This is a genomic window from Streptomyces musisoli, assembly GCF_016741855.1.
Taxonomy (GTDB): Bacteria; Actinomycetota; Actinomycetes; order Streptomycetales; family Streptomycetaceae; genus Streptomyces; species Streptomyces musisoli.
In genome coordinates, this window is sequence record NZ_JAERRH010000001.1 from 319885 (window position 1) to 345777 (window position 25893).

General features: G+C 72.6%; 21 protein-coding genes and 1 pseudogene. 8 read left to right on the forward strand and 14 right to left on the reverse strand.

The features are described from left to right. Positions 1-73: 73 nt before the first annotated feature. Positions 74-1093: a non-homologous end-joining DNA ligase gene (ligD, locus tag JK361_RS01230; RefSeq protein ID WP_201813708.1), complete on the reverse strand. Its 1020-nt coding sequence runs from the start codon at positions 1091-1093 to the stop codon at positions 74-76. Between the two features lie 74 nt (positions 1094-1167). On the opposite strand from ligD, the gene JK361_RS01235 reads away from it, so the two are divergent. Beyond that, the gene (locus JK361_RS01235) at positions 1168-2244 is read left to right on the forward strand and encodes an ATP-dependent DNA ligase (RefSeq protein WP_201813709.1); all 1077 of its coding nucleotides are present in this window, start codon (positions 1168-1170) and stop codon (positions 2242-2244) included. Positions 2245-2338: 94 nt separating this feature from the next. Here JK361_RS01235 and JK361_RS01240 read toward each other — a convergent pair whose 3' ends face one another. Further along, a complete protein-coding gene (locus JK361_RS01240) occupies positions 2339-3529 on the reverse strand; it encodes a zinc-dependent alcohol dehydrogenase (protein WP_201813710.1) in 1191 nt (396 codons plus the stop codon). A 98-nt stretch (positions 3530-3627) separates the two neighbouring features. On the opposite strand from JK361_RS01240, the pseudogene JK361_RS41950 reads away from it, so the two are divergent. Together JK361_RS41950 and JK361_RS01250 are read left to right on the forward strand one after the other, a co-directional pair. Next, positions 3628-3780, forward strand: a pseudogene (locus JK361_RS41950) (carboxymuconolactone decarboxylase family protein); the annotation flags it as partial. Positions 3781-3857: 77 nt separating this feature from the next. Continuing rightward, complete coding sequence (locus JK361_RS01250) at positions 3858-4649, forward strand: SDR family NAD(P)-dependent oxidoreductase (protein WP_201813711.1); 792 nt, start codon at positions 3858-3860, stop codon at positions 4647-4649. 337 nt (positions 4650-4986) lie between these two features. Here JK361_RS01250 and JK361_RS01255 read toward each other — a convergent pair whose 3' ends face one another. Continuing rightward, positions 4987-7671, reverse strand: coding sequence for an ATP-binding protein (locus JK361_RS01255; protein WP_201813712.1), 2685 nt, complete (start codon positions 7669-7671; stop codon positions 4987-4989). A gap of 488 nt (positions 7672-8159) precedes the next feature. Between JK361_RS01255 and JK361_RS01260 the strand changes: the two genes are divergently transcribed. After that, positions 8160-9245, forward strand: a complete 1086-nt coding sequence (locus JK361_RS01260; RefSeq protein ID WP_201813713.1) for a DUF2510 domain-containing protein — start codon at positions 8160-8162, stop codon at positions 9243-9245. 140 nt (positions 9246-9385) lie between these two features. Here JK361_RS01260 and JK361_RS01265 read toward each other — a convergent pair whose 3' ends face one another. Beyond that, complete coding sequence (locus tag JK361_RS01265; RefSeq protein WP_201813714.1) at positions 9386-10009, reverse strand: TetR/AcrR family transcriptional regulator; 624 nt, start codon at positions 10007-10009, stop codon at positions 9386-9388. 197 nt (positions 10010-10206) lie between these two features. Between JK361_RS01265 and JK361_RS01270 the strand changes: the two genes are divergently transcribed. Both JK361_RS01270 and JK361_RS01275 read left to right on the forward strand, forming a co-directional pair. Then, a complete protein-coding gene (locus JK361_RS01270) occupies positions 10207-11007 on the forward strand; it encodes a phosphatase PAP2 family protein (protein WP_201813715.1) in 801 nt (266 codons plus the stop codon). After that, on the forward strand, positions 11004-11975 hold the full coding sequence (locus tag JK361_RS01275) for a DMT family protein (RefSeq protein ID WP_201813716.1): 972 nt from the start codon (positions 11004-11006) through the stop codon (positions 11973-11975). The genes JK361_RS01270 and JK361_RS01275 overlap by 4 nt, the downstream gene beginning before the upstream one ends. Positions 11976-12050: 75 nt before the next feature. On the opposite strand, the gene JK361_RS01280 is transcribed toward JK361_RS01275, so the two are convergent. From JK361_RS01280 to JK361_RS01315, 8 genes are all read right to left on the reverse strand, one after another. Next, entirely contained in the window at positions 12051-12896 is an 846-nt protein-coding gene (locus JK361_RS01280) for an LURP-one-related family protein (protein WP_201813717.1), read from the reverse strand. 66 nt (positions 12897-12962) lie between these two features. Beyond that, a complete protein-coding gene (locus tag JK361_RS01285) occupies positions 12963-15011 on the reverse strand; it encodes a phosphocholine-specific phospholipase C (RefSeq protein ID WP_201813718.1) in 2049 nt (682 codons plus the stop codon). Between the two features lie 220 nt (positions 15012-15231). Then, positions 15232-16839: a glycoside hydrolase family 13 protein gene (locus tag JK361_RS01290; RefSeq protein ID WP_201813719.1), complete on the reverse strand. Its 1608-nt coding sequence runs from the start codon at positions 16837-16839 to the stop codon at positions 15232-15234. Between the two features lie 33 nt (positions 16840-16872). Beyond that, the gene (locus JK361_RS01295) at positions 16873-17751 is read right to left on the reverse strand and encodes a carbohydrate ABC transporter permease (protein ID WP_201813720.1); all 879 of its coding nucleotides are present in this window, start codon (positions 17749-17751) and stop codon (positions 16873-16875) included. After that, the gene (locus JK361_RS01300) at positions 17748-18701 is read right to left on the reverse strand and encodes a carbohydrate ABC transporter permease (protein WP_201813721.1); all 954 of its coding nucleotides are present in this window, start codon (positions 18699-18701) and stop codon (positions 17748-17750) included. The genes JK361_RS01295 and JK361_RS01300 overlap by 4 nt, the downstream gene beginning before the upstream one ends. 5 nt (positions 18702-18706) lie before the next feature. Further along, complete coding sequence (locus JK361_RS01305) at positions 18707-20059, reverse strand: ABC transporter substrate-binding protein (protein ID WP_201813722.1); 1353 nt, start codon at positions 20057-20059, stop codon at positions 18707-18709. A gap of 128 nt (positions 20060-20187) precedes the next feature. Beyond that, on the reverse strand, positions 20188-21186 hold the full coding sequence (locus JK361_RS01310) for a LacI family DNA-binding transcriptional regulator (RefSeq protein ID WP_201813723.1): 999 nt from the start codon (positions 21184-21186) through the stop codon (positions 20188-20190). A gap of 112 nt (positions 21187-21298) precedes the next feature. Further along, entirely contained in the window at positions 21299-21970 is a 672-nt protein-coding gene (locus JK361_RS01315; RefSeq protein ID WP_201813724.1) for an MmyB family transcriptional regulator, read from the reverse strand. Between the two features lie 241 nt (positions 21971-22211). Between JK361_RS01315 and JK361_RS01320 the strand changes: the two genes are divergently transcribed. Together JK361_RS01320 and JK361_RS01325 are read left to right on the forward strand one after the other, a co-directional pair. Next, positions 22212-22868 (forward strand): helix-turn-helix domain-containing protein, encoded by a 657-nt coding sequence (locus JK361_RS01320; protein ID WP_201813725.1) that lies wholly within the window; start codon positions 22212-22214, stop codon positions 22866-22868. A 155-nt stretch (positions 22869-23023) separates the two neighbouring features. After that, entirely contained in the window at positions 23024-23251 is a 228-nt protein-coding gene (locus JK361_RS01325) for a hypothetical protein (RefSeq protein ID WP_201813726.1), read from the forward strand. Positions 23252-23462: 211 nt separating this feature from the next. Here the strand turns inward: JK361_RS01325 and JK361_RS01330 are convergent, their stop codons facing one another. Then, a complete protein-coding gene (locus tag JK361_RS01330; RefSeq protein ID WP_201813727.1) occupies positions 23463-24161 on the reverse strand; it encodes a 4'-phosphopantetheinyl transferase family protein in 699 nt (232 codons plus the stop codon). Beyond that, entirely contained in the window at positions 24109-25014 is a 906-nt protein-coding gene (locus JK361_RS01335) for a metallophosphoesterase family protein (RefSeq protein WP_201813728.1), read from the reverse strand. The genes JK361_RS01330 and JK361_RS01335 overlap by 53 nt, the downstream gene beginning before the upstream one ends. Positions 25015-25893: the final 879 nt, after the last annotated feature.

The following is a 25893-nucleotide window of genomic DNA, read 5'->3' on the forward strand; positions in this document are numbered from 1 at the left end:
CGGCTGCGTCGGCCCGGGTGGCGAGGGGCCGGGGCGGACGCGTCGGCCGCTCGCCGCCGTGCCGGCGTCCTCGTCAGGGTGACGGTTCGCGGCGGGCCCGGCTCGGCTGGACGCGCTTCGGTTCGCCGGGCATCTTCGGGTACTCCGGCGGGTACGGCAGATCGCCCAGGCCGTGGTCGTGCTCGTCGCGGCGGGCCAGTTCCAGCAGCTCGTCCAGGGAGTAGGCATGGTCGTCCATGTCGGCGTGCACGTCGCCGAGTTCGGCGAACCGGGCCGGCATCGTGGCGAGGTCGAAGTCGCGGGGATGGGCGGCACCGACCTCCTCCCAGCGCAGCGGTGCGGAGACGGGAGCGTGCGGGCGGGGCCGTACGGAGTAGGCGGAGGCGATGGTGCGGTCGCGGGCGGTCTGGTTGTAGTCCAGGAAGATGCGTTCGCCGCGTTCCTCCTTCCACCACTTGATGGTCACCTGCTCGGGCATCCGGCGCTCCATCTCCCGGCCGACCGCGATCGCCGCACGGCGCACCTGCGTGAAGGTCCAGCGGGGCGCGATGGGGACGAAGACGTGCAGGCCCCGGCCGCCGGAGGTCTTCGGCCAGCCGCGCAGCCCGCCGAACTCGTCGAGGACGGCGCGCAGTTCACCGGCCGCGCGGACCGCGTCGGCGTAGTCGGTGCCGGGCTGCGGGTCGAGGTCGATGCGGAGTTCGTCGGGGTGGTCGACATCCGTGGCGCGGACCGGCCAGGGGTGGAAGGTGAGGGTGCCGTACTGGGCGGCCCACACCACGGCGGCCTCCTCGGTCGGGCACATCTCGTCGGCGCTGCGCCCGCTGGGGAAGGTGATGTGGGCGGTCGGGATCCAGTCGGGCATGCCCTTCGGAGCCCGCTTCTGGTAGAACCACTCACCGCCGACGCCGTCCGGGTAGCGCTCCAGGGTGGTGGGGCGGTCGCGCAGGGCGCGCAGGATGCCGGGGGCGACGGAGGCGTAGTAGCGCGCGAGGTCCAGCTTGGTGAAACCACGCTCCGGGAAGAACACCTTGTCCGGGCTGGACAGCCGTACGGTGCGGCCGCCCACCTCCAGTTCCACCGCTTCACCCATGCGGCCACGGTAGGCGCCCCCCGCATACCTCGCACACCGGGCGAACCCTTATGCATGCGAGCAGAATCGGATCCATGGATCTCCCCGTGATGCCGCCCGTGAAGCCGATGCTCGCCAAGTCGGTGGCGAAGATCCCGCCGGGGATGCACTACGAGGCGAAGTGGGACGGCTTCCGGTCGATCGTGTTCCGGGACGGGGCGGAGGTGGAGCTGGGCAGCCGTACCGGAAAGCCACTGACCAGGTACTTCCCCGAGCTCGTCGAGGCGCTGAGGGAGCGGGTGCCCGAGCGGTGCGTGCTGGACGGGGAGATCGTGATCGCACGGAACGGCAGGCTGGACTTCGACGCGCTGACCGAGCGGATCCATCCGGCGGCCTCCCGGGTCAGGATGCTGGCCGAGAAGACGCCGGCCTCCTTCGTCGCCTTCGACGTGCTCGCGCTGGACGACCACGCCCTGCTCGACGTGGAGCTGGCCGACCGCCGCGCCCTGCTGGACCGTGCGCTCGCCGACGCGACCCCGCCGGTGCACCTGGCGCCCGCGACGACCGACATCGAGGTGGCCCGGCAGTGGTTCGAGCAGTTCGAGGGCGCCGGTCTCGACGGAGTCGTCGCCAAACCGCTCACCGTGCACTACATCCAGGACGAGCGGGCCATGTTCAAGATCAAGCACGAGCGGACGGCGGACGTCGTCGTCGCCGGGTACCGCTTCCACAAGAGCGGCCCGGTGGTGGGCTCGCTGCTGCTGGGGCTCCACGACGAGCACGGCCGGCTCCAGCACGTCGGCGTGTCGGCGGCCTTCGCCATGAAGCGGCGCGCCGAGCTGGTGGACGAGCTGGAGCCGCTGCGCATGGACGACGTGTCCGGGCACCCGTGGGCCGCGTGGACGGACGAGAGCGCGCACGAGACGGCCCGGCTGCCGGGCGCGCCCAGCCGCTGGTCCGGCAAGAAGGACCTGTCCTGGGTACCGCTCCGCCCGGAGCGGGTGGCCGAGGTGGCGTACGACCACATGGAGAACGGGCAGCGGTTCCGGCACACGGCCCGCTTCCGCCGCTGGCGCCCCGACCGCACGCCGGAGAGCTGCACGTACGCCCAGCTGGAGGAGCCGGTGCGCTACGACCTGGCGGAGATCCTCGGCGAGAAGGACCGCGACTGAGCCACGGCCACGGTCAGGGCCGCGGCCGCGCTCCCCGGGCCGTCACTGCCGCACATCGCTCCCTCAGCCACCGCGGCTGCACGGTGACCGGCCGCTACGGCTGCATGAGGATCTTGATGGCGCCGTCCTGCTTGCGCTGGAACATCTCGTACGCGTGCGGGGCCTCCGACAGCGGCAGCCGGTGCGTGGCGAAGTCGTCGACGCCGAGCGGGTCCTCGTCCGTGAGGAAGGGCATGATCTGGTCGCTCCAGTGGCGGACGTTGGCCTGGCCCATGCGGAGCTGGATCTGCTTGTCGAAGAGGGTGAGCATCGGCATCGGGTCGGTCATGCCGCCGTAGACACCGCTGAGCGAGATCGTGCCGCCGCGGCGGACCAGGTCGATGGCCATGTAGAGGGCGCCCATCCGGTCGACGCTGAAGCGTTCGGCGAGCGGGCCGCTGATTTTGCGCGGCATGAGCGCGGCGGTCTGCTGGACGAGCTTGGCGGCGTGGCTGCCGTGGGCCTCGGTGCCGACGGCGTCGATGACGGCGTCCGGGCCGCGGCCGCCGGTCTCGTCGTGGATCGCGTGGACCAGCGCCTTCTCGTCGTCGAAGGCCCTGAGGTCGTACGTCTTCACGCCGCGCCGGTTCGCCCGGGCGAGCCGCTCGGGGACCAGGTCGACGCCGAAGACCCGCTCGGCGCCGCGCGCCATGGCGATCCGGCAGGCCATGTCGCCGATCGGGCCGAGCCCGAGGACGGCGAGGGTGCCGCCGGGCGGGACGGCGGCGTACTCGACGGCCTGCCAGGCGGTGGGCAGCACGTCGGAGAGGTAGACGAACCGGTCGTCCGACGGGCCCTCGGGCACCTTCATCGGGCCGTACTGCGCCTGCGGGACGCGCAGATACTCGGCCTGGCCGCCGGGCACGGCGCCGTACAGGCGGGTGTAGCCGAACAGGGGGGCGCCCATGCCCTCGCCGGTCACCTGGGTGGTCTCGCACTGGGTGGGCAGCCCGGCGTCGCACATGAAGCAGTGCCCGCAGGCGATCTGGAAGGGCACCACCACCCGGTCGCCGGGCCGCAGGTTCGTCACCTCGGAGCCGACGTCCTCCACGATCCCCATGGGTTCGTGACCGAGGATGTCGCCCGGGGTCATGAACGGGGTGAGCACCTCGTACAGGTGCAGGTCGGAGCCGCAGAGTCCGGTGGATGTGATCCGGATGACGGCGTCCGTGGGTTCCTCGATCCCAGGGTCGGGCACGTCCTCCACCCGGACGTCCCGCTTGCCCTGCCAGGTGACTGCCTTCATGGGTCGCGCTCCTTGATCACGTACGGCTGCGTCCCGTGTGCGGTGGCGCCCGGGTACCCGTGCCGCCGCCGTCGAACCCCGTCCCGCGCGGGCCGCCGGCCGCGCACGCTCGGCGTCCGCGGCGCAACGGGCTGACGCCGGAGGAGACCGGCGCGGTGCTGCTCCAGGCCGCCGTGTACCGCGGGGTGCCGGCCGCCGGCTCGGCGTTCGCGACGGCACAGCCGGTCCTCGCCGAGGAGGACGCGCGCTGAGACACAAGGGTGATCCTGCTGGTCGTACCCTCGGCAGCAGCTCGTTCCCGGCGTTCCGGCGTGCCTAGGCTGGCGGCATGTCCACTGTCCTGATCACCGGCGCGACCTCGGGGCTCGGCCGGTACGTCGCCTTCGAACTGGTCCGGGCCGGCCATCTCGTGCTGGCCCACGGGCGCGACGGGGCCCGCACCGAGGGGCTGGTCGAGGAGCTGCGCGCACTTGGCGAGGCCGAGGGTTTCGTCGCCGACCTGTCCCGGCTCGCCGAGGTGCGCGAGCTGGCCGCGCGGGTGGCCGCCGCCCGGCCCGGGCTGGACGCGCTGATCAACAACGCCGGGGTGGGCGGCGGGCCGCCCGGATCCGGCCGGGAGACCAGCGCCGACGGGCACGAGCTGCGGCTGGCCGTGAACTACCTCGCGCCCGTGGTGCTGACGCGGGAGTTGCTGCCGGTGCTACGGGCGAATCCGCCGGCCCGGATCGTCAACGTCGGCTCGGCGGCCCAGGAGCCCGTCGACCTCGCCGACCCGGAACTCAGCCGTGGCTACGACGGGCTGTCGGCCTACTGCCGCAGCAAGTTCGCACTCGCCGCGTACACGTTCACGCTGGCCGAGGAGCTGGCGGGCAGCGGGGTGGCGGTGAACGTGCTGCACCCCGCCACCCACATGGACACGGCGATGGTCCGCGAGTGCGGGATCAGCCCGTGGAACTCGGTCGCCGACGGAGCGCCGGGCGTGCTGGCCCTGGCCACCGGGGAGTCGGGCAGCGGCGGCTACTACGACGGAACCCGGCCCGCGCGGGCTCACGCGGCGGCGTACGACGCCGGAGTCCGGCGCCGGCTCGCGACGGTCACCGAGCAGCTGCTGGCCATGTGAGTCCGGCCCGGCACGACCCGGCAGGCGCCCGCCACCCGCACCCCTGCCGAACCACACGCCGCCCACTCACCGCATGCGCCGGCAACCGCCACCCCACGGGACGCGGGCCCCCACGGGACGCGGGCCCCCGCGGATCGGCCCCGGCACCGCGCGGTGCCGGGCGGGGTGGCTCGGTGAGCGGGGTGCCCAGGTGCGTGGCGGTGGCTCGGTGGGCGGTGCCCCGGTGCGTGACGGCGGCTCGGTGGGCGGTGCCCAGGTGTGTGACGGCGGCTCGGTGGGCGGTGCCCCGGTGTGTGACGGCGGCTCGGTGGGCAGGTGCCGGGTGGGTGGCGGTGGGTCAGTGCAGGCCGCGTCCCGTCTCCAGCACCTCGCGGGCCTGGGCCACCAGTCCCTCCGCGCCACAGGCGCGGGCGAGGTCCAGGGCCCGGTTGAGTTCCGCTGTCGAGCGGGCGGCGATGCCGTACTCGACGCGGGCCGCCGCGTGTTCGTACTGGCAGGGCGACGCCTCCAGGTAGGTGACGGCCCGGGCGGCCAGCTGCACGGCGCGCTGCCCCGTCTCCAGTGCGGCGGCGCAGCGCAGGGCCTCGCCGATGGCGGTGTCCGTGCCGAACCGCTCGGCCTGGCGGCGGGCGTCGGCCGCGAGCTGGGCGGCGCGGGCCGGGTCCTGCCCGGCCAGGGCCTTGGCGAGGTCGATGGACCAGGGTGCGAGGACCGGGTTGTGGCCGCCGCGGGAGGCGGCGGTCTTCTCCGCGGCCTCCAGTTCGTTGATGCCCTCCCCGGTGCGGCCGACGGCGAGCAGCAGCCGGCCGCGCACGGAGCGGATGTCGGGCAGCACGATGGTGGACGGGTACGGCGGCGCGAAACCGTACCGTTCGGCGACCGACCAGGCTTCCTCGACCCGCCCGCGGGCCAGCAGTGTGTCGACCAGTCCGCAGGTGGACGACCAGTAGAGGGGCAGGCCACGGCCGACGCGTTCGGCGAGGACCAGGCCCTCGCGCAGGGTGGACTCGGCGTCGCGCAGGCGGCCCTGTCTGCGGTAGGCGAGCCCGAGGAAGGCGTTGGCCAGGGAGAGATGGCCGCCGCGCCAGCCCGCCGAGGTGTAGACGCGCCGGGCCTCGGCGAACAGGCTCTCCGCGCGGTCGAGCCGGTCGGTGTAGGCGTACGCGCTGCCGAGCATCATCAGCAGCTCCATGCCCCACTCGGTGTCGGTCCAGCCGAGGCCGGGCGCGAGGCGGCCGTTGACGAGGGCGCGGTCGCACAGTTCGGCGACCACGTCGGCGCTCTCGCCGTGGGTCATCGCGTCGAATCCGCGCAGGATCAGCAGGGCGCGCTCGGCGTTGTCGCGGCCGGCGCAGGTGCTCGCCAGTTCGGCCAGGCGGCGGGAGCGGGCCGGGGAGACGGTCTCGCCGTGGATGCCCTCCCACATGAACTGGAACGCCTGGAGCCGCATCCGGACGGGGCCCGCCTCGTGCCGGGCGGCCTCGGCCTCGACCGTGCGGACGGCCTCCTCCAGCTGGTCGTTGTGGAGCAGCGCCTGGGAGAGGCGCACCACGGCGTCGACCCGGTCGTCCCGCTCGAGGCCGCGCATGCCGAGCGCGCTCTGGAGCTGGTCGATGGTGACGGCGGGGTTGGTCAGCAGGGTGGCGCAGCCCAGTTCGTACAGGACGTGCGCGTGCACCTCGGGCCGGGGCGGCTCTTCCAGCGCGCGTTCCAGGCAGCGGCGGGCCGCGTCGGGCGCGCCGACGGCGAGGTGTTCGCGGGCGGCCTCGCGCAGCTGCTCGACGAGTTCCTCGTCGTCGTCCGGGTGCACCTTCAGCAGGTGCCGTGCGGCCTCGGCGGCACCGCGGCCCAGCTGGGTGATGATCTGGGCGGCGACGCCGTGCATGGCGGTGCAGACGCCGGGCGGGATGGAGTTGTAGACGGCGGTGGCGATGAGCGGGTGGACGAACTCCAGCTCGTCGTCGATCGGTTCGGTGCCGACGGCCGGGTCGGGCTTGGTGAGGATCCGGGCGGTGCACAGGAGATCGGCGCAGTGCCGGGCGAGTTCGTCGTCCATGGTGGCGAGGCGGGCGACCATGTCGACGGTGATGCCGGTGCCGAGGATGGCGGCGGCCCAGGCGAACCGGGTCGCCTCCAGGCCGAGGCCCTTGAGCCGGTCGACCAGTCCGCCGCCGCGGGCCGCGCGGTTGAGCGCGCGCAGTTCCCCGGCCTGTGCCTCGACCGGCTGGAGTTCGCTGTCCTGCACCTTGGCGAGGAGTTCGACGGTGTCGTAGGGGTTGCCGGCGGTGACGGCCCAGACCTCGCGGCAGAACGCGTCGTCGGCGTGCCGGCCGAGGGTGGCGCGGGTGATCCCGGCGGTGGCGTCCGGGGTGAGGGCGCTGAGGTTGGTGACGGAGCGGCCGGCGGCCTCGGCCACGGCGTCGAGCAGCCGGGCGCTGTCGCCGCCGGCCTCACCGGGCCGACGGGCGACCACGACGAGGACGGACAAGTCGTCCAGGCGTTCGGCGAACGCGGCGAGCCAGCGCAGGGTCTCCTGGTCGGCCCAGTGCGCGTCGTCGAGGAGCAGCACCAGCGGCCATTCGCGGCGGGCGAGCCGGCGCACCGCGGCGACGAGTCCGTCGCAGACGTACTGCGGGTCGGCGTTGCCCTCCTGCGGGTCGGCTATGCCGAGGGCGGGGCCGGCGATGTCGTACCAGTCGCCGAGGTACTCGCGGGCCTCTTCGGGGAGCAGCGACAGCAGCGCCGGCTGGAGCAGCTGCCGTACGACGTGGAAGGGGACGGATCTCAGCGTTTCTGCGCCGCGGGCGGACCAGACGGCGCAGCCGCGGCGTTCGGCGATGCGGCGGGTCTCGGCGAGCAGCGCGGTCTTGCCGAGTCCCGCCTCGCCGCGGAGGACCAGCAGACCGCCTGCGGATGTCTGGTCCGCGCACAGGGCGTCGAGTGCCTGCGCGACGGTGGCGATTTCGGCGTCCCGCTCCCACAGGGGAGCCGAGCCGGCCGCCGACGGGCGTCCCTCCGTCATCCCGTTACCTCCCCAGGTCGCCCGAATGACGTACAGACACCGAGCGTAGCCGTCCGGCGGGGCCTTCGGTGGCCGGTCGCGGCAGCTCTTGCCCGGCCGGGTGAAAGAGTGTGCGGGCAGGCGACCCCGCCCCGGGCCCGACCAGCGGACGAGGCGTCAACTACGCCCGCGCCGACGCCCGGCGGACCCGTCCCCGGGAGGCCCGCGGGGGCCGCGGGAATCCGGCTCCGGGCAGCGCACGGCGGCACGTGCAGGGCGGACTCCGGAAAACGCGCGGCGGTCGCGGGAGCCGGCTCCGGGAGACGCGCGGTGGCCGTGGAGGGTGGACTCCGGTGGGCGCGTGGTGGCCGGGGGCGGTGGGCTCGGGGAGGGGCGCGGTGGTCGTGGGAGACGGGGTTCGGAGAAATCCTCGGTGAAATGTCCCGTTCCGCGCGCTTGGCGCCGGATCCTCTCATCGCGCTTTCACCGTCGCCTCATACGGTGGGGGCATGACGCAGGTGACTCCCCCCGGGTGGTACCCCGACCCCGGGCAGACGAACGACGGTCCGCCCACCGAGCGCTGGTGGGACGGCACGGCCTGGACGGACCAGACCCGCCCCACCGGAGCGGCCGCCCCGTGGGGTCCCCCGGCACAACTGTCCCCGCAGCCGGCCCAGCCGGTCGGCGGGTACCCCGCGGCCCCCGCCGGGTACGGCGGGCACCCGGGGTATCCGGGGTATCCCGTCGAGCCTGCGGCGCGGTCCCGGCGCGGGCTGCGCACGGGCATAGCCGTCGCGGTCACGGCCGCGGTGCTGACCTGCATCGGCGTCGGCGTGTACGCCCTGTCCAAGGACGACGGCGGCAGCGGCGACCGCGCGGGGTCGCAGCAGGGAGACGGCGGCCGGGGCGGGCCGTTCGGCGGGCCCGGCGGCTCGGGCGGAACCGGCGGCTCGGGCGGTGGTTCCGGAGGCTCCGGGAATTCCGGGGGCCCGGGTGGTTCCGGGGGCCCGGGTGGTTCCGGCGGGGCCTCGCCGTCCCCGGACCGGTCCCAGGCGCCCAAGGTCGAGGGCGGTGGCTCGGTGCCGGACCCGGTCAACGGCATCAGCCTGCCGGTGCCGCAGGGCTGGACCGGAGAGGCGATCGGCATCGGCGCCCAGGTGACCTCCGGCAACTCCTACAAGTGCCCGGGCAACTCGGCCAAGACGTGCACCGCGGGCGGCGCCTACACCGCTCCGGCGCTGGAACTGGGCATCAAGGACGGCACGGCGGAGGCGGTCGCGAAGGCGGACATCGCGGCCAACGCCAAGGCGTCGTACGGCGACGAGGCCTACGGCAGCATCACCTCGCACCGGGAACTGGCCTCCCAGGCGGTGACGGTGGCCGGGCAGAAGGGGTACCTGGTGCGCTGGAAGGCGGTCACCAGCAAGGGTGCCGACGGCTATGTCGAGTCCGTCGCCTTCCCCTCGCCCAACGACCCCGAGCAGATCGTGGTGGTCCGCTTCGGCGTGGACGTCGGGCAGAAGCTGTCCGTGATCGACGAGATCCTCAGGGGCATCAAGGTCTCGTCCGGCGGCGGGAGCGGCCAGGACGTCTGAGACATGGTCCGGCCGGGTGGGGTTCCTCTCCGCTCAAGAGGAACCCCACCCGGCCGGGGGGTGCGCGCCGCCCCCGTCCCCACGGTGCGGCGCGGGCAGGTCACCGTTCAGTCATCCCGTGAACGGCGGCCTGGGTCTCATCACGGTCCGGCTGCCAGTCCGAGTGCGGGCAGCACGACGGCCTCCACGAAGCGGACGAGGTAGTCGGCGTCGGCGTACTGGCCGTTGAGCACCGGCCGCACACGCAGGACGCCGAACATCATGGCGGGGACGTACTCCAGCGCGGCGTGGCCCTCGGGCACCTCGCCCCGCGCCACTCCCCGGGCGAGCATCTCCTCCAGCGCGGCGATCTCCGGGTGGACCAGCGCCTCCCGGAGCGCCTGGGCCAGTTCCTGGTCAGAGGTCACCGCGGGCCCCAGCGCCTGGAGCAGCCTGGTGTCCTTGCCGGACCAGTCGCCCGCGGCCCGCGCGGCCTGGCGCAGATCCTCGGCGAGCGATCCGGTGTCGATACCGGCGAACCGCACCCGGCGGCTGGCGCGCAGCGCCGCCGCGACGAACTGCGGCTTGTTCTTCCACTGCCGGTAGAGCGTGGACTTGCTGCACCGGGTGCTGGCGGCGACGCCCTCCATGGTGACGGAGTCGTAGCCGCACTCGCGGATCTGATCCAGCACGGCGTCGAAGAACTCCCGCTCACGCTCTGGCGTGATCTTGGAGCGGCGCGAGGCGGCGACCGTCTCCGGTCCGTCCGCGGCCTGCGACGTCATGTGGTGCTTCCCCTCACTCGTGGTGTCTCCAGTGTGGCGCACATCAATCGATACGCCAGTGTACCGGTACTCAACCGTATCGGTACACTGGCGTATCGGTACGGCGGCGTATCGATGAGCTGCGGTCCTGGGACCGGGGCCCGTACGCACCCGCACCGCACCACATCACGCACCACCGTCAGCGAAGGGGCCGGGGGATGAATGCCCGAACCGAGCCTGCGGAGGCGGAAACGGAGCCGGAATCCCCGGCCCGCCCGCCTCTGATACGTGAGTTCCTGCTGGTCGCCGGGCTCTTCCTGGTCTACAAACTCGGCCGCCGGCTCGCCGTCGGCCACACCGGGGACGCCTTCCACAACGCCCGCCGCGTGTGGCACCTGGAGCGGACCGTGCACCTTCCCCACGAGAACGCCGTGCAGTCCGCACTGCTGCACGGCGACACCCTCGTCCACCTGGCGAACACCTACTACGCGACCGTCCACTTCCCGGCCACGCTCGCCTTCCTGGTCTGGCTGTACCTGCGCCGGCCCGCGCACTACGTGTGGGCCCGCCGGGTGCTCGCGGCCGTCACCACCGCCGCCCTCGTCCTGCCGTTCACCTTCCCGCTGGCCCCGCCGCGGATGGTGACCGGGACGGGCCTGGTGGACACGGCCCGGGTCTACGGCCCGTCCGTGTACGGTCCGCCGGCCGGCGACCACCTCTCCAACCAGTTCGCGGCGATGCCCTCGCTGCACTTCGGCTGGGCCCTGATGGTGGCGATCGGCCTGATCGCCGCCACCCGGTCCCGCTGGCGCGCGCTGTGGCTGCTGCACCCGCTGATCACCCTGCTGGTGATCGTGGGCACCGCGAACCACTACTGGCTGGACGCGATCGTCGCGACGGCCATGCTCGGCCTCGCCCTCGTACTGGTCCATCCGCCGCGGCGCACCGTCGGTACGGCGGGGCTCGGCACCGGGCGGCCGGTCACGCGCGAGCCCGTCCTCGCGGGAGCGGGCCGATGAGCCCCGCCGCTCTGACCGCCCTCGGCCTCTCCCTCGTATCGGCCGTCGCCTACGCGCTCGCCGCGGTCGCCCAGGAACGCCTCGCCGCGCGCAGCGCCGGCACCGGCCTGCTGCGGCTGCTGGGCACCGGCGCCTGGTGGTCGGCGGTCGGGCTGAACGCCGCCGCCGCGCTGCTGCACGTCGTAGCCCTGAAGTACGGTCCGCTGACCGTCGTACAGCCGCTGGGTGCGCTCACCCTGGTCGCGGCGGTGCCGCTGGGGGCGCGGGCGGCCGGGCGGCGGGTCAGCGCGGTGGAGTGGCGCGGTACGGCACTGACGCTGCTCGGGCTGGCCGCGCTGCTGGTCACCGCCTCCGGTCCGGCGCCCGCCCGGGTCCTGTCGCTCACCGAGGCGCTGGCGGTCGCCGGTACCACCGCCGCGGCGATCGGTCTGCTGTCCCGGCCCGGCGCGCGGCCGGGCCTCAGGCACGCGACGGCGTCCGGCTTCGCCTCCGGTGTGGCCTCCGCGCTCACCCAGACGGTGACCGTGGCCGCCACGGACCGCTCGGGTCCGGCGCTGAGCGCCGGGGTGGTCGTGGTCGCCGTGCTCGTCGCCGCGTTCGCGGTCGGCGGGCTGCTGCTGTCCCAGACGGCCTACCGCGGTGGCCTCGGCGCGCCGCTGGCCGTCGTGACCCTCGCCAACCCGGCGGCCGCCGCGGTGATCGGCCTCACCCTGCTGGGGCAGGAGCTGCGGGGCGGCGCCGGCGGGGTGCTGCTGGCCCTGACCGGAGCGGGACTCGCCGCGTGGGGCGTGGTGCTGCTCAGCCGGACGGCCCCCGAGTCCGCGCCCGCGGACCGGCCCGTGGAAACCGACGGGCACGAGGAGCACCCGGTGGCGGTGGTGCTGGCGCTGGAGCCCGGGACGGCGACCGCCGAGCCGGCTCTGGTGCCACGGCAGCCGGGGCAGCCGGGGCATCTCACGGCGCTGTGAGAGCACACGACGGCGGCCGGTGCGCGGAGGATCTCCGCGGGCACCGGCCGCCGTCGCCGTACGGGAGTGGGCGGGTCAGCCCCAGCCGCGCGCGTCCTGCTTCAGCGCGGTGTCGACCGTCAGCGCCGTCGCCACCACGAGGCTCAGCAGCGGCTCGGGCAGCTGGTAGTGGATCTGGAGGACGTAGTTGTCCGCGGTCGTGAACAGCGTCTTGGCGAGGCCTTCCCAGGTCTTGGTGATCCGGGCGACCTCGTTGTCCGCGTGGTCGACGATCGCGAAGTTCCAGGCCCGCCAGTTCTCCGCCTTGATCGCGCCGACCTGCTGGCCGTTCGCCATCATCGCGAAGTTGATCTTCCCGATCATGTTCTTCTGGACGATCTCGCCGACCGGCGAGCCGTCCGGGCGGCTCACGATCACCCGGGACTTGAAGATCTTCGCGGGCCGGGTCAGCAGCAGCTGCGGCTGGCCGTAGGCGTCGCGGATCTCCAGCTTGTGGGTGAGGAACTGGTCGAGACTGGAGACGAAGCGCAGGATCTTCCGCAGCACGCCCTGGCCGACCTGGGTGACCGAACCGATCTCGCGGCCGCTCTGATCCATGACCTTGTACTCGTTGGTCAGCTCGATCAGCTTGGCCTTCTGGTTCACGACCAGGACGGGCTCGGTGAAGAGGGTGCCGCCGCCGGGGCCGCCGGCCGCGACACCGGCCTGCTTCTGCACCTGCCGCTGCACCTTGGGGTCGGCGGCCTGCTGCTGCGGGAAGACGGGCTGGGCAGGGGCCTGCTGCGGCGGAACCTGCCCGGCGGGCTGCTGGGCCGGGTTGGTGTGGTCGGTCCACTGCGCGCCGTCCCAGTAGCGGAGCGTCTGGGGCGCCCCGTGCGGATCCGGGTACCAGCCTGCAGGAGTGTTCGATTGCGTGGTCACCGGGGCACACTACCCTGATGTGACCGGTACCTGACCAGTCCGCACGGAGCGGTGTTCATCGCCCGTTCACCCCGTGACGATCGCCGGGTCGCTGACGCCGGGCAGACCGTTCTCCACGTGCCCGGCGAAGCCGCGCAGGAAGGCCGGATCGGCCTCGCAGGTCACGGTCAGGTCGTACCAGCGGCTGCTCGCCGCGAGACCGACGACCTGCTTCACGGTCGCGCCCGGCCGTACGGTCACCGTGAGGGGGCCGCCGCCGTAGCCGTCGGCCAGCTTCAACCGCACCGTGCCGGAGCCCTTGTTGGTGAAGGTCAGCTCGACGTCGCTGCCGGTGTGCCGGGCGGTGACCTCGGGGCCCGCGACCTTGTTGCGGCCCTTGAAGACGCGCAGGAAGCCGTTGGGGCCGTGCACGGCGAGGTCGTAGTTGCCGCCGGAGTAGACCGAGTTCCAGGTGTCCGTAAGCGTCTTGCCGGCCTCCGTGGTGTACGTCCAGGGGCCGTCGGTACGGCTGTTGGACGTGACGAGGAAGGCCGCGCCCGCGGCCGCCCCCGAGGCGAACGTGAGCGTGAACTTCCCGGCCGCGGTGTCCGCCGAACCGTCGACCGCCGGGGCGTACTTCAGCGGGCGGGTGGGGCGGCTGCCGGCCTCCTGCCCGGGCAAAGCACCCTTGGCGGGCGGCTTGGGCACGTAGTCCGGGTGGCGGCCGCGGTCCGCCGGTTCGTAGGCGGCGGTGGAGGGCAGCGCGGCCGGCGCGGCGTCCTTGCGCGAGAAGTCGAAGGCGGTCGTCAGGTCGCCGCATATGGCGCGCCGCCAGGGCGAGATGTTCGGCTCCTGGACACCGAAGCGCCGCTCGATGAACCGGATGATCGAGGTGTGGTCGAAGGTCTCGGAGCAGACGTAGCCGCCCTTGCTCCACGGGGAGACCACCAGCATCGGCACCCGCTGGCCGAGCCCGTAGGCGCCGGCGGCGTGGCCGAGGTCGCCCTTGAACAGGTCCGGCGCGGGGTCCACCGTCGAACGGCCCTGGGCGGCGGAGGCCGGCGGGTAGGGCGGGATGACGTGGTCGAAGAAGCCGTCGTTCTCGTCGTAGGTGATGAACAGCGCCGTCCTGGCCCACACGTCGGGGTTGGCGGTGAGCGCGTCCAGGACCTGGGAGATGTACCAGGCGCCGTAGTTCGCGGGCCAGTTGGGGTGCTCGGTGAAGGCTTCGGGGGCGGCGATCCAGGAGACCTGGGGCAGCCTGTCCGCCTGGACGTCCGCCTTCAGCCGGTCGAAGTAGCCCTCGCCCTTGCGGGCGTCGGTGCCGGTGCGGGCCTTGTCGTAGAGCGGGTCGCCGGGCACCGCGTTGCGGTACTGGTTGAAGTAGAGGAGCGAGTTGTCGCCGTAGTTGCCGCGGTAGGCGTCGTCGATCCAGCCCCAGGAGCCGTTCGCGTCCAGGCCGTCGCCGATGTCCTGGTAGATCTTCCAGGACACCCCGGCCTGCTCCAGCCGCTCCGGGTACGTCGTCCAGCCGTAGCCCTTCTCGTCGTTGCCGAGGACCGGGCCGCCGCCCTTGCCGTCGTTGCCGACGTACCCCGTCCACATGTAGTAGCGGTTGGGGTCGGTGGAGCCCATGAAGGAGCAGTGGTAGGCGTCGCAGATGGTGAAGGCGTCCGCGAGGGCGTAGTGGAAGGGGATGTCGTCGCGGGTCAGGTACGCCATCGTCGTCGAGCCCTTGGCGGGCACCCACTTGTCGTACTTGCCGTTGTTGAAGGCGGTGTGGGTGTCGCTCCAGCCGTGCGGGAGGTCCTGGATGAAGGCCAGGCCCAGGTCGTCGGCGTCCGGGTGGAAGGGCAGGATGTCCTTCGAACCGTCGGACTGCTTCCAGACGGACCGGCCGTTCTGCGTGACCGACCGGGGGTCGCCGAAGCCGCGGACTCCCCGGAGCGAACCGAAGTAGTGGTCGAAGGAACGGTTCTCCTGCATCAGTACGACGATGTGCTCGACATCGTCCACCGATCCGGTGCGGTAGTGCGCCGGCAGGGCGGCCGCGCGCTGGATGCTGCTGGACAGCGCCGAGAACGCCGTCGTGGCGCCCGCGAGTTGGAGGAAACGCCGACGGTTGACTTCGGGCATGGGTGAGGGTCCTCTCAGCCTGACGTACGGGATGCCGTCAGATGACGGAATCTGCGCGGAGCGAGTGTTCCAAGAGCAGCAAACGTCAGGGAAGGGTCTGGTGGCTCCCATGTGAAACTCGGCGGTCCGGACGGTGCGGGCACTCAACGCCCGGCGGTGGCGCTCTCCTTCTTCTCCTCCTCGGCCCGGCCGACCTCCTCGAGGTGCGTACGGGGGCGGCTCAGGGGCGCAGCCAGGCCGCCGTGTCCTCGGGCAGCCGGCCCGCGTCGTCCAGCGGGCCGCTGCTGAGCAGGAGCCGGGAGTGTGCGGGCAGGACGGCGGGGGTGGCCGCGAGGTTGACCACGCACAGCGCACCGTCCGCACGGGCGAAGGCGAGCACGCCGTCGGGGGCGGGCAGCCAGGTCAGCGGGCCGTTACCGAACTCCGGGCGCAGGGCGATGGCCTCCCGGTAGAGGGAGAGCATGGAGTGGGGGTCCTGCTTCTGCCGGTCGACGGCGTACGAGGGCCAGTCGGCCGGCTGCGGCAGCCAGGGCTCCTCCCGCGCGCCGAACCCCGCGTACGGCGCACCGGCGGCCCAGGGCAGCGGCACCCGGCAGCCGTCGCGGCCGGGGTCGGCCCCCTGCGAACGGAAGTACATCGGGTCCTGGATGCGGTCGACCGGGATGTCGGCCTCCGGCAGGCCCAGTTCCTCCCCCTGGTAGAGGTAGAGCGCACCGGGCAGCGCCAGCGACAGCAGGGCGGCGGCCCGCGCCCTGCGGGTGCCGAGCGCCAGGTCCGTGGGGGTGCCGAAGGCCTTGGTCGCGAAGTCGAAGGCGGTGTCCTCGCGGCCGTACCGGGTGACCGTCCGGGTGACGTCGTGGTTGCACAGCACCCAGGTGGCCGGGGCGCCGACGGGTGCGTGCTCGGCCAGGGTGGTGTCGATCGAGTCGCGCAGCCGGCCGGCGTCCCAGGGGCAGGTCAGGAAGGAGAAGTTGAAGGCGGTGTGCAGTTCGTCGGGGCGCAGGTAGCGGGCGAAGCGCTCGGCGTCGGGGAGCCAGACCTCGCCGACGAAGACACCGTCGTACTCGTCGGCCACGCGCCGCCAGGACCGGTAGACGTCGTGGAGTTCGTCGCGGTCGACGAAGGGGTGCGGCCGCGGATCCGTGGCGAGGTCGGGGAGGTCCGGGTCCTTGGCGAGCAGGGCCGCCGAGTCGATGCGGACGCCGGCGACGCCCCGCTCGAACCAGAAGCGCAGGATGTCCTCGTGCTCCTGGCGGACCACCGGGTGGGCCCAGTTGAGGTCGGGCTGCTCGGGGGTGAACAGGTGCAGGTACCAGTCGCCGTCGGGCAGCCGGGTCCACACCGGTTCGGTGGAGCCGGCGAACTGCGACGGCCAGTCGTTCGGCGGGAGGTCGCCGTGCGGTCCGCGCCCGGGCCGGAAGTGGAACAGCTCGCGCTCGGGGCTGCCCGGCCCGGCGGCGAGCGCGGACCGGAACCAGGGGTGCTGGTCGGAGACGTGGTTGGGCACGATGTCGACGATGGTGCGGATGCCCAGTTCCCTTGCCTCCGCGATGAGTTTCTCGGCTTCGGCGAGGGTGCCGAAGGCGGGGTCGATGGTGCGGTAGTCGGCCACGTCGTAGCCGCCGTCCTTCAGCGGAGACAGGTACCAGGGGGTGAACCACATGGCGTCCACCCCGAGTTCGGCGAGATACGGCAGGTTGCCGCGGACGCCCGCGAGGTCGCCGGTGCCGTCGCCGTCGCCGTCCGCGAAGCTGCGGACGTACACCTGGTAGATGACGGCGGAACGCCACCAGTCGGAGTCCTTCTGGGCAGGGGTGGGCTGTCCCACGGAGCGTGCCTTTCTGTAGACGGGGCGTCGGCGTCAGCCCTTGGTGCTGCCCGCGGTGATCCCGGCGATGATGTGCCGCTGGAAGACGAGGAACAGCGCGACCATCGGGATGCTGGCGATCACCATCGCGGCGATGAGCACGGTGAGCTGGATGTTCTGGGAGAGCTGGACCAGGGCCACGCTGATGGGCTGTTTGCCGGTGTCGGAGAAGACCATCAGCGGCCACAGGAAGTCCTGCCAGACCGCGACCAGCGCGAAGATCGACACCACGCCGAGCACCGGCCGGGACATGGGCAGGACGACGGACCACAGGATCCGCAGCTTGCCGGCGCCGTCGATCTCGGCGGCCTCCAGCACATCGCGCGGCAACTGGTCGAAGAATCGCTTGAGCAGATAGAGGTTGAAGGCGTTGGCGACGGCCGGCAGCCAGATGGCGAGGGGGTCGTTGAGCAGGCTGGTGTGGAGGAACGGCAGGTCGGCGACGGTCAGGTACTTGGGCACGACCAGCGCCTGGGCCGGGACCATGAGGGTGGCCAGGATGCCGCCGAGGACCACCTTGCCGAAGGCGGGCTTCAGCTTGGACAGGGCGTAGGCCGCCGCCGTGCAGAAGACCAGTTGGAAGGCCCAGGCGCCGGCCGCCTGGACGAGCGTGTTCAGCAGGTGCCGCGGGAGCTGCATCAGGTCCCAGGCGTCGGTGTAGCCGCCGGTGTGCCACTGCTCGGGCACCAGCGTCGGTGGGGTCCGGGCCACTTCGTCCGGGGACTTCAGCGCGCCGGTGACCATCCAGTACACGGGGAAGAGGAAGGCGAGCCCGAAGAGGAGGACGACGGCTGTGAACACCGTCCAGTAGAGGGCCCTGCCGCGCGGGCGGGCGAGGGTGGCCGGGGAGATCAGGGTGCGGGTGCCGCTCATGCGTCCCCCTCCGAGCGGGTGAGCCGAAGGTAGACCGCGGAGAAGGCTCCGAGCAGGAGCAGGAGCATCACGCTCAGGGCGCAGGCCCCGCCGAAGTCGTTGTAGAGGAAGGCGCATTTGTAGATGAGGTAGAGGACGGTGACGGTGGCGTTCTCCGGTCCGCCGCCGGTGATGACGAACGGTTCGGTGAACACCTGCATGGTGGCGATGATCTGAAGGAGCATCAGCATTAGGATGACGAACCGGGTCTGCGGGACCGTGACGTGCCGGACGCGCTGGAGCAGGTTCGCGCCGTCCAGTTCGGCCGCCTCGTACAGCTCGCCGGGGATGGACTGGAGCGCGGCGAGGTAGATGAGGACGGTGCCGCCCATGTTGGCCCAGGTGGCGACGATGACCAGGGAGACGAGGGCGGTGTCGGCGCCGTTGGACCAGTTGGACGTGGGCAGGTGCAGGAAGCGCAGGGCTTCGTTGGCCAGTCCGGCGCCGGGATCGTAGAACCACTTCCACAGCAGGGCGCTGACCACCGGCGGGATCATCACCGGGAGGTAGACCACGACCCGGAAGAACGCCTTGGCGTGCCGCAGTTCGTTGAGGACGAGGGCGAGCACGAAGGGGACCGCGAAGCCGATGAGCAGGGCGAGCAGGGTGAAGGTGAGGGTGTTGCGCCAGGCGGCGGAGAACTCGGGATCGTGCCAGACCCGGGTGAAGTTGGCGGTGCCGACCCATTCCGGCTCCGAGCCGGGCGTGTACTTCTGGAAGGCGATGACGACCGCGCGGATCGCCGGGTACCAGGAGAACAGCGCGAAGCAGAGCAGGCCGCCGAGGAGGAAGCCGTAGGCACGGACCTGGTCGATCAGGCGGCGCCGCCTGAGGTCCCGCACCGGGGGCGGCACCGGGACCGGATGGGCGGCGGCCTTCGTCACGGGCCGCCGCTCGGCCGTCTTCGTCATCGTGGTCAGCTCCGGGCCAGAATGCCGTCGATCTTTCCGGACGCGTCCTTCAGCAGCTGGTCGATGTCGGCGTCCTTCTCGGTCAGGACCGCGGAGACGACGGAGTCCAGGACGGAGTAGATCTGCTGTGCGTTCGGCGGTTCGATCTTCAGCTGGAGCTGCTGGTTGCCGTCGAGGAAGGCCTGGTAGTTCTCCACCGGGACGTTGGCGTTGGCCTTCTTGGCCCGCTGGTCCGCGGTGTCGGCGGCGCCGGTGAACAGGCGCGGCTCGGGCAGGCCGACGGGTGCGTCGTTCTTCTTGGCGCGGGCGTAGTCGCCGAGGAAGCCCTTGCCGGGGGTGAGGAACATGTGGTCGAGCCACTTCAGGCCGGCGCGGATCTGGGCGGGCGTGTCGTGCTTGTTGAACATGTAGCCGTCGCCGCCGATGAGAGTGCCCTTGCCGCCCGGCATGGGGGCCAGGGCGAGGTCCTTGTAGTTGCCGCCCTTCTCCTTGACCAGGATCGGGATGTTGTCGGGGGCGGCGAGGTACATGCCGAGCTTGCCCGAACCCATCAGCTGCTGCACGTCGTTGATGACGAGGAGCTGCTTGCTGCCCATGGAGTCGTCGGTCCAGCGCATGTCGTGCAGGTTCCGCAGGACGGCGTGGCTCTCGGGGGTGTCGACGGTGGCCTTCTTGCCGTCCGCGTCGACGACGTCGCCGCCCTGCGAGTACAGCTCGGCGGTGAAGTGCCAGCCGCCCTGGTTCTGCGCGCTGTAGTCGGCGTATCCGACGGTGCCGTTGCCGAGGGCGGCGATCCTCTTCGCGGCGGCGCGGACCTCGTCCCAGGTCGCCGGGGGCTTGTCGGGGTCGAGGCCGGCCTTCCGGAAGAGGCCGCGGTTGTAGATCAGCCCCATCGAGTAACCGGTGCGCGGGATGCCGTAGACCTTGCCGTCCACGGTGTAGATGTCCCGCAGCTGCTTCTGGATGGTGTCGTAGCTCTTCAGTTCCGCGAGGTACGGCGTCAGGTCGGCGGCCTGGTCGATGTCTACCACGTGCCGGGCGTCCGTGAAGTACGTGTAGAACACGTCCTCCATCTGGCCGCCGGCGAGCTTGGCGTCGAAGGTCTTCGGGTCCTGGCAGGGGAAGGCGTCGTGCGTGACGACGTCGATGTCCGGGTTCTGCTGCTCGAAGGAGGCGACGTCCTCCTCGAAGAACCCGCGGTCGACCTTGGCGCTCCTGGGCGGCTCGCAGTTGACGGTGATGCGCGTCCTGCCGCCCGCGGACTCGTCGTCACCGGACCCGCAGGCGGTGGCGGCGAGGACGAGGGAGGAGCAGACGCCTATCGCGGCGGCGGTACGGCGGAACCCGGTGTGTCTCATCGGTGGACCCCTCATGGCACTCAAGGCAGGAGCTGTGGGCGAGGCACACTCAAGCACCGCCGACATCGGACCGCAAGATGTCGCGCAGAATCTGTAATTATTTGACAGTCGGTTGAATCCTCTGGGGTTCAGCCGCGCGGGGCTTGCGCGGTGGAGCCGCGCACCACCAGTTCCGGCTCGAACAGCAGCTCCTCGGCGGCCACGGCGGTGCCTCCGATCTGCGCGTTCAGCAGTTCCACGGCCGCGCGGCCCATGGCCTCGATCGGCTGGCGGACGGTGGTCAGCGGGGGTTCGGTGCAGTTCATGAACGCCGAGTCGTCGTAACCGACGACGGAGATGCGGCCCGGGACGTCGTAACCCTTGCGGCGGGCCGCCCGGATCGCGCCGAGCGCCAGCGGGTCGGAGGCGCAGATGATGCCCGTGACACCCCGGTCGATCAGCCGGGAGGCGGCGGCGTGACCACCCTCGATGGAGAACATGGCCCGCGCGACGAACTCGTCCGGCAGGTCGCCGGCGACGGCCCGGGCCGCGACCAGTTTGCGCGCCGAGGGCACGTGGTCGCCGGGGCCGAGGACCAGGCCGATGCGCTCGTGGCCGAGGGAGGCCAGGTGCCGCCAGGCCTGTTCGACGGCGACGACGTCGTCGCAGGACACGGCCGGGAAGCCGAGGTGCTCGATGGCCGCGTTGACCAGCACCACCGGGATGTTGCGCTCGGCGAGCAGCCGGTAGTGGTCGTGCGGCGCGTCGGCCTGGGCGTACAGACCGCCGGCGAAGACGACGCCGGAGACCTGCTGGTGGAGCAGCAGGTCGACGTAGTCCGCCTCCGACACTCCGCCCTTGGTCTGCGTGCACAGCACCGGGGTCAGCCCGAGCTGGGCCAGGGCACCGCCGATGACCTCGGCGAACGCCGGGAAGATGGGGTTCTGCAGCTCGGGCAGGACGAGGCCGACCAGGCGTGCGCGTTCACCGCGCAGCTGGGTGGGGCGCTCGTATCCGAGGACGTCGAGGGCGGTCAGCACCGCCTGCCGGGTGGCATCGGAGACCCCTGGCTTGCCGTTGAGCACCCGGCTGACCGTGGCCTCGCTGACCCCGACCTTCTTCGCCACTTCCGCAAGTCGTCGCGTCATGCTCGCAAGCGTAGCGCAAGTAACGCAAGCTGCTTGCGTAAAGAGGGGCGGGTCCCTCGGCCGCGGCGGCCGGCCCGGCGCCGTCGGCGACCTGAACGCCGACGGTGCCGGGTCAGTTCTCGGGTGCCGGGACGACCGCGAGGTGGGAGGCCGCGCCCCGCGCGCGGCGTGGCCGGCGCACCGCCGCGGCGGGCCGGCGGGGGTCGCGCGGCACCATCGTCAGGTGCCGGTAGCCGAGCTCCCGCAGCGGCCGCGGCGAATCCTCGACGATGCGGCACTCGGTGCGCCCGCGACGCGGGTCCGGGTGGTGCAGCAGGCGTACGGCACCGTCGAGGCGGGTCGCGGCCTCGCCGACGGCCCGGATCCAGTGCGGCAGGCCCTGCCGGTAGGCCGCCTCCATGATCGGGTCCTGGGCGATGTCGCGGCGGACCGCCTGGAGCTCCTGGTCGTGCCCGCAGGACTCCAGGGCGGACCGGAGCTGGGCCAGCATCGGCAGGCACCAGCCGGCCTCGTGCTCGCCGAGGATGTCCCCCGCGTCGGGGTGGAACAGCACGAAGCGCAGGAAGTTGTCCCCCGGCATGGCCGTCGGGTGGGGGCGCACGCCGCGGAAGAGCGTCTCGAACGCGCTGTTCGCCATGACCACGTTCCACTGGCGGTCCACGACCAGGGACGGGCAGGCCAGGTACTCCAGCAGCGCACCGTAGTCCTGGAGGTACGACTGGGTCTCGCAAGTGTCGGGGACGGGCCGCGGTGCCGGCCGCTGCCCTCCTGCCTGATGTGCCATCGGGAGGTCACCCCTCTTGCCTCTGCGGCCTTTCACGCGGCGATGCGATCCTGCTGCCCCGGCCAGAGGCGTGTCAACTATCGTGGCATTTCATGCCGGTTGACGGCTGAAATTCGCCACAGTTGTGGCGACACCTGGATGTGGGTTCGAGACACCGGCTACTCTCCGGGAAGTTCACGGCGATCGCTCGTGAGAAGCACGGACGCATCTGAAGCCCTCTCAAGACGTAGGAGTTCTGTCGGTGACGGATGGCTACGAGGATCCGGGCGCCTCGGCGACCGCCCAGCTGCCGGCCGTCGTCGCCCGCGTCACCGCACTCGCCGACCGCCTCGGCGTCCCGCACCCCGAGGTCTTCGACGTCGGGCGGCTCTCCACCGCCTGCGGCGTGCCGGAGCCGGTGGTCAGGGCCCTGCTCAGCGGCCGGCCCGCGGGCGAGCCGGACGTCCAGGCCCGCTTCCTCCAGCGTCTGGACCTGCTGCGCCGCACCCGGCTGAAGCCGGGCGGGCGCCGGTACACCCAGCAGGAGATCGCCGACGGTGCGGGCATGTCCCGGCAGCAGGCCGGCGCCCTCATCAACGGCGACCGGCGGCCCACCATGGAGCACTGCGACGCCCTTCAGCGCTTCTTCCGGGTGCACGCGGGCTTCCTCACCGCGGAGGACCCCGAGGCGCTGGCGGGTGCGCTCCAGCGCACCGAGCAGGAGCTGCTGCAGAAGCTCGCGGACCGGGAGCGGGCCGCCGTCGAGTCGGCGGAGGATCCGCTGGAGCGACTGCTCCAGGACCACGGAGTGCGCGGAATCGCCTGGCGCGCCGCGCAGTTGCCCACGGACCAGCACCGGGACAAGGTCGCGGAGTGGCTGGACATGCTCCTGGAGAGCGTGAAGCGGCCCGAGTCCTGAGCAGGCGCCCGTGGTCTCGGCCAAGCGGGCGAACCGGGGCCGAGCCGGGCGGCGTTGTCAGTGGTGGGCGGCAAGCTGGGGGTGTGCGCCGTACGACACGGTGCACGGCGCCGCAGGGCGCGTGACCGTGACGCCTACTCGGGGAGAGCCGACCGATGCCCACCGCCGTACTGACCGACCGTGAGCGCACCGCCGTACAGGCCTACCTGCGGCTGCTGCACACGGTGCGTGCCGCCTTCGACGGTCCACCGGGCGACGGCCGGCCCGTCGTCGTCCCGCCCGCCGTGCTCGCCGAGGCCGAACAGGCGCTGGACCGGGCTGGACTCGCGGGCAACGAGGAGGAGTTCTTCCGGCTGCTGCGCGACTGGTGCCCGCCCGCCTGAGCACCCGCACGGGTCCGCCCCGCCGTTTCCCGGAGGGGGACCACGACGGCGGCGGGCGGGACGCACCGGCCGCGGGTCGCGACGCTCCGGCGGCGGCCCGGCTGCCGGGCCGTCAGGGCACGGGGTCCGCGAGGGGGAGCGGGTGGCGGCCGAGAATGCGGCACGACTGCCGCTCGCGCCGCTGTGGCGCGGCGGCCGGCCGCCGGCTCGGTCAGGGGCGCTGCGCGGCCGGGGTGTGCGGTATGACGACGGACGTGGCCACCACTCCGGCGCGCACGGCCCACCGTCCCTCGAAGACCTGGAGCGGGTGGCCGCCGACCAGGGGGCCGGGCACGAGCAGCTCGGCGCGCAGGGTGCCGCGCGAGGCGCCGTCGTTCTCCGGGTGCAGGGTGATGTCGGCCTCGGAGAAGTCCAGCCATTTGCGGGTGAGCGGGAACCACGCCTTGTAGACGGACTCCTTGGCGCTGAACAGGAGCCGGTCCCAGTACACGGCGGGCCACCGCCCGGCCAGCCGGTCGAGCCGCGCGGACTCGGCGGGCAGGAAGACGGAGGCGCCGACGCCCTGCGGGAGCGGCCCGTGCGGCTCGGCGTCGATCCCGAGGGAGACGAGGTCGGTGGCGCGGACCAGTGCGGCGGCGCAGTAGCCCTCGCAGTGGGTCATGCTGCCGACCAGCCCGGCCGGCCACTGCGGGGCGCCGCGCTCGCCGCTGACCACGGCCTGCGGGGGCACGCCGAGCTTCTCCATGGCGCTCCGCGCGCAGCCGCGGACGGCGGCGAACTCGCGGCGCCGCTTGGTCACCGCGCGCTCGACGAGCGGCGCCTCCGCCGGATAGAGCGGGGCGTCCCACAGCGGGTCGTCAGCGTGTGCCTCCACGGCCACGACCGACTCCGGGAGCAGCTCCTCGATCACCTGCTTCGACCTCCATCGGCAGGATGCGGCGCAGCCTTCCCGGGGGCTCCGGGCGCTTGCGCCACTCGCGGGGATATCCGACGGAGACCTCCATGAAGCGGACTCCGTCGTGCCAGGTGGTACGGGGGATGTGGAGATGGCCGTAGACCATGGTGGCGACCCGGAACCGGCGGTGCCAGTCGGCGGTCAGCCCTGTCCCGCACCACATGGCGAACTCGGGGTGCCAGAGGATGTCGGTGGGGTGCCGGTCCAGGGGGTAGTGGCCGGCCAGCACGGTCGGGAGGTCCTCGGGCAGCTCGGCGAGCCTGCGCTCGGTCTCGGCGACCCGCGCCCGGCACCAGTCCTCGCGGGTCGGGTAGGGGTCGGGGTGCAGCAGGAACTCGTCGTTGCAGACGACTCCCGTGCTCTCCGCGTAGGCCAGTCCCTCCGCCTTGGTGGCGCAGTCGGACGGCAGGAACGAGTAGTCGTACAGCAGGAACAGGGGTGCGACGACGACCGGGCCGCCGGTGCCGCGCCACACCGGGTAGGGGTCCTCGGGGGTGACGACGCCCAGCTCACGGCACAGCTCGACCAGGTGCTCGTAGCGGGCGACGCCGCGCAGGGTGACCGGGTCGCTCGGATGGGTCCACAGCTCGTGGTTCCCGGGTGCCCACAGCACCTTGCTGAAGCGGCTCGCGAGCTTGCCGAGGGCCCAGCGGATGTCGGCGACGGTCTCCGCGACGTCACCGGCCACGATCAGCCAGTCGTCGTCGCTCTCCGGGCGCATGTCCTCGACGAGGGCGCGGTTGTCCGGGTAGCTGATGTGCAGGTCGCTGATGGCCAGCAGCTGTCCGTCCCCGGCCGTCGACTCCACCGCGCACACCCCTTCCGATCATCCGATGTGACCACAAGAGCACATCCACCCGCCCGGGGACAAGGGTCACCTGGCTGAACGTCAGCTTCCGGGCTAGGGGCTTTCGTTTGGATCAGGCCGGATCAGGGAGCGGGGTCTGGTGATGGGGGCACCTCCCACGCCGGTCAGGCAGTGGGGAGTATCGCAAGGCGGAGGAGGGCGCCATGGCGGAGCCATGGCAACCGACGACAACGCGGCGGTGGGGGCACCTCCCGCTCGAGCGAAGCCGAGAGTGGGGGAACGGTGCCAGGGCCCGCGAGCCCGGCATGATCCGAACGAGAGGCCCTGAGCCGGGCGGTTGTCCCTGCCGTGCTCACGACGGCGGCCCCGTCCGGCCCTGCCGTGACCCGGTCTCGCCGCGCGCTCCGGGCAGGACGGCGTCGGGCGGTCCCGGGAAGCGGCGGTCGAGGTCCTTCCGGCGCGGGGAGAGCGGGATTCCGCGGCCCGCAGGCCGGCGCCGGGTGACGTGTCCGGTCACGGTCCGGGCGGTGAGGGGTCACCGGTTCACGGTAGCGCGGCGGCCCGGCGGAGCGCTTGCCGTTGCCCCGGTTCACCATGACCGCCTACCGTCCGGTCGGACGCCGGCACGGCGGGACACCGGCACACCAGGGCGGCCGTCCGGCCGGACGTATGGCTGCGGTGGGACGCCGGCCGCCGGACGTATGGCTGCGGCGGGACGCCGGCATGGCCGGACGGCGGTATGGCAGGACGTCGGCGGCCGGGCGGCGGCAGCCGGACGTCGGCAGCCGGGCGGCGGTACGGCCGGACCGCGGAACCGCCGGACCGCGGAACCGCCGGACCGGAACGGCCGGGCGGCGGTATGGCCGGACCGCGGTATGG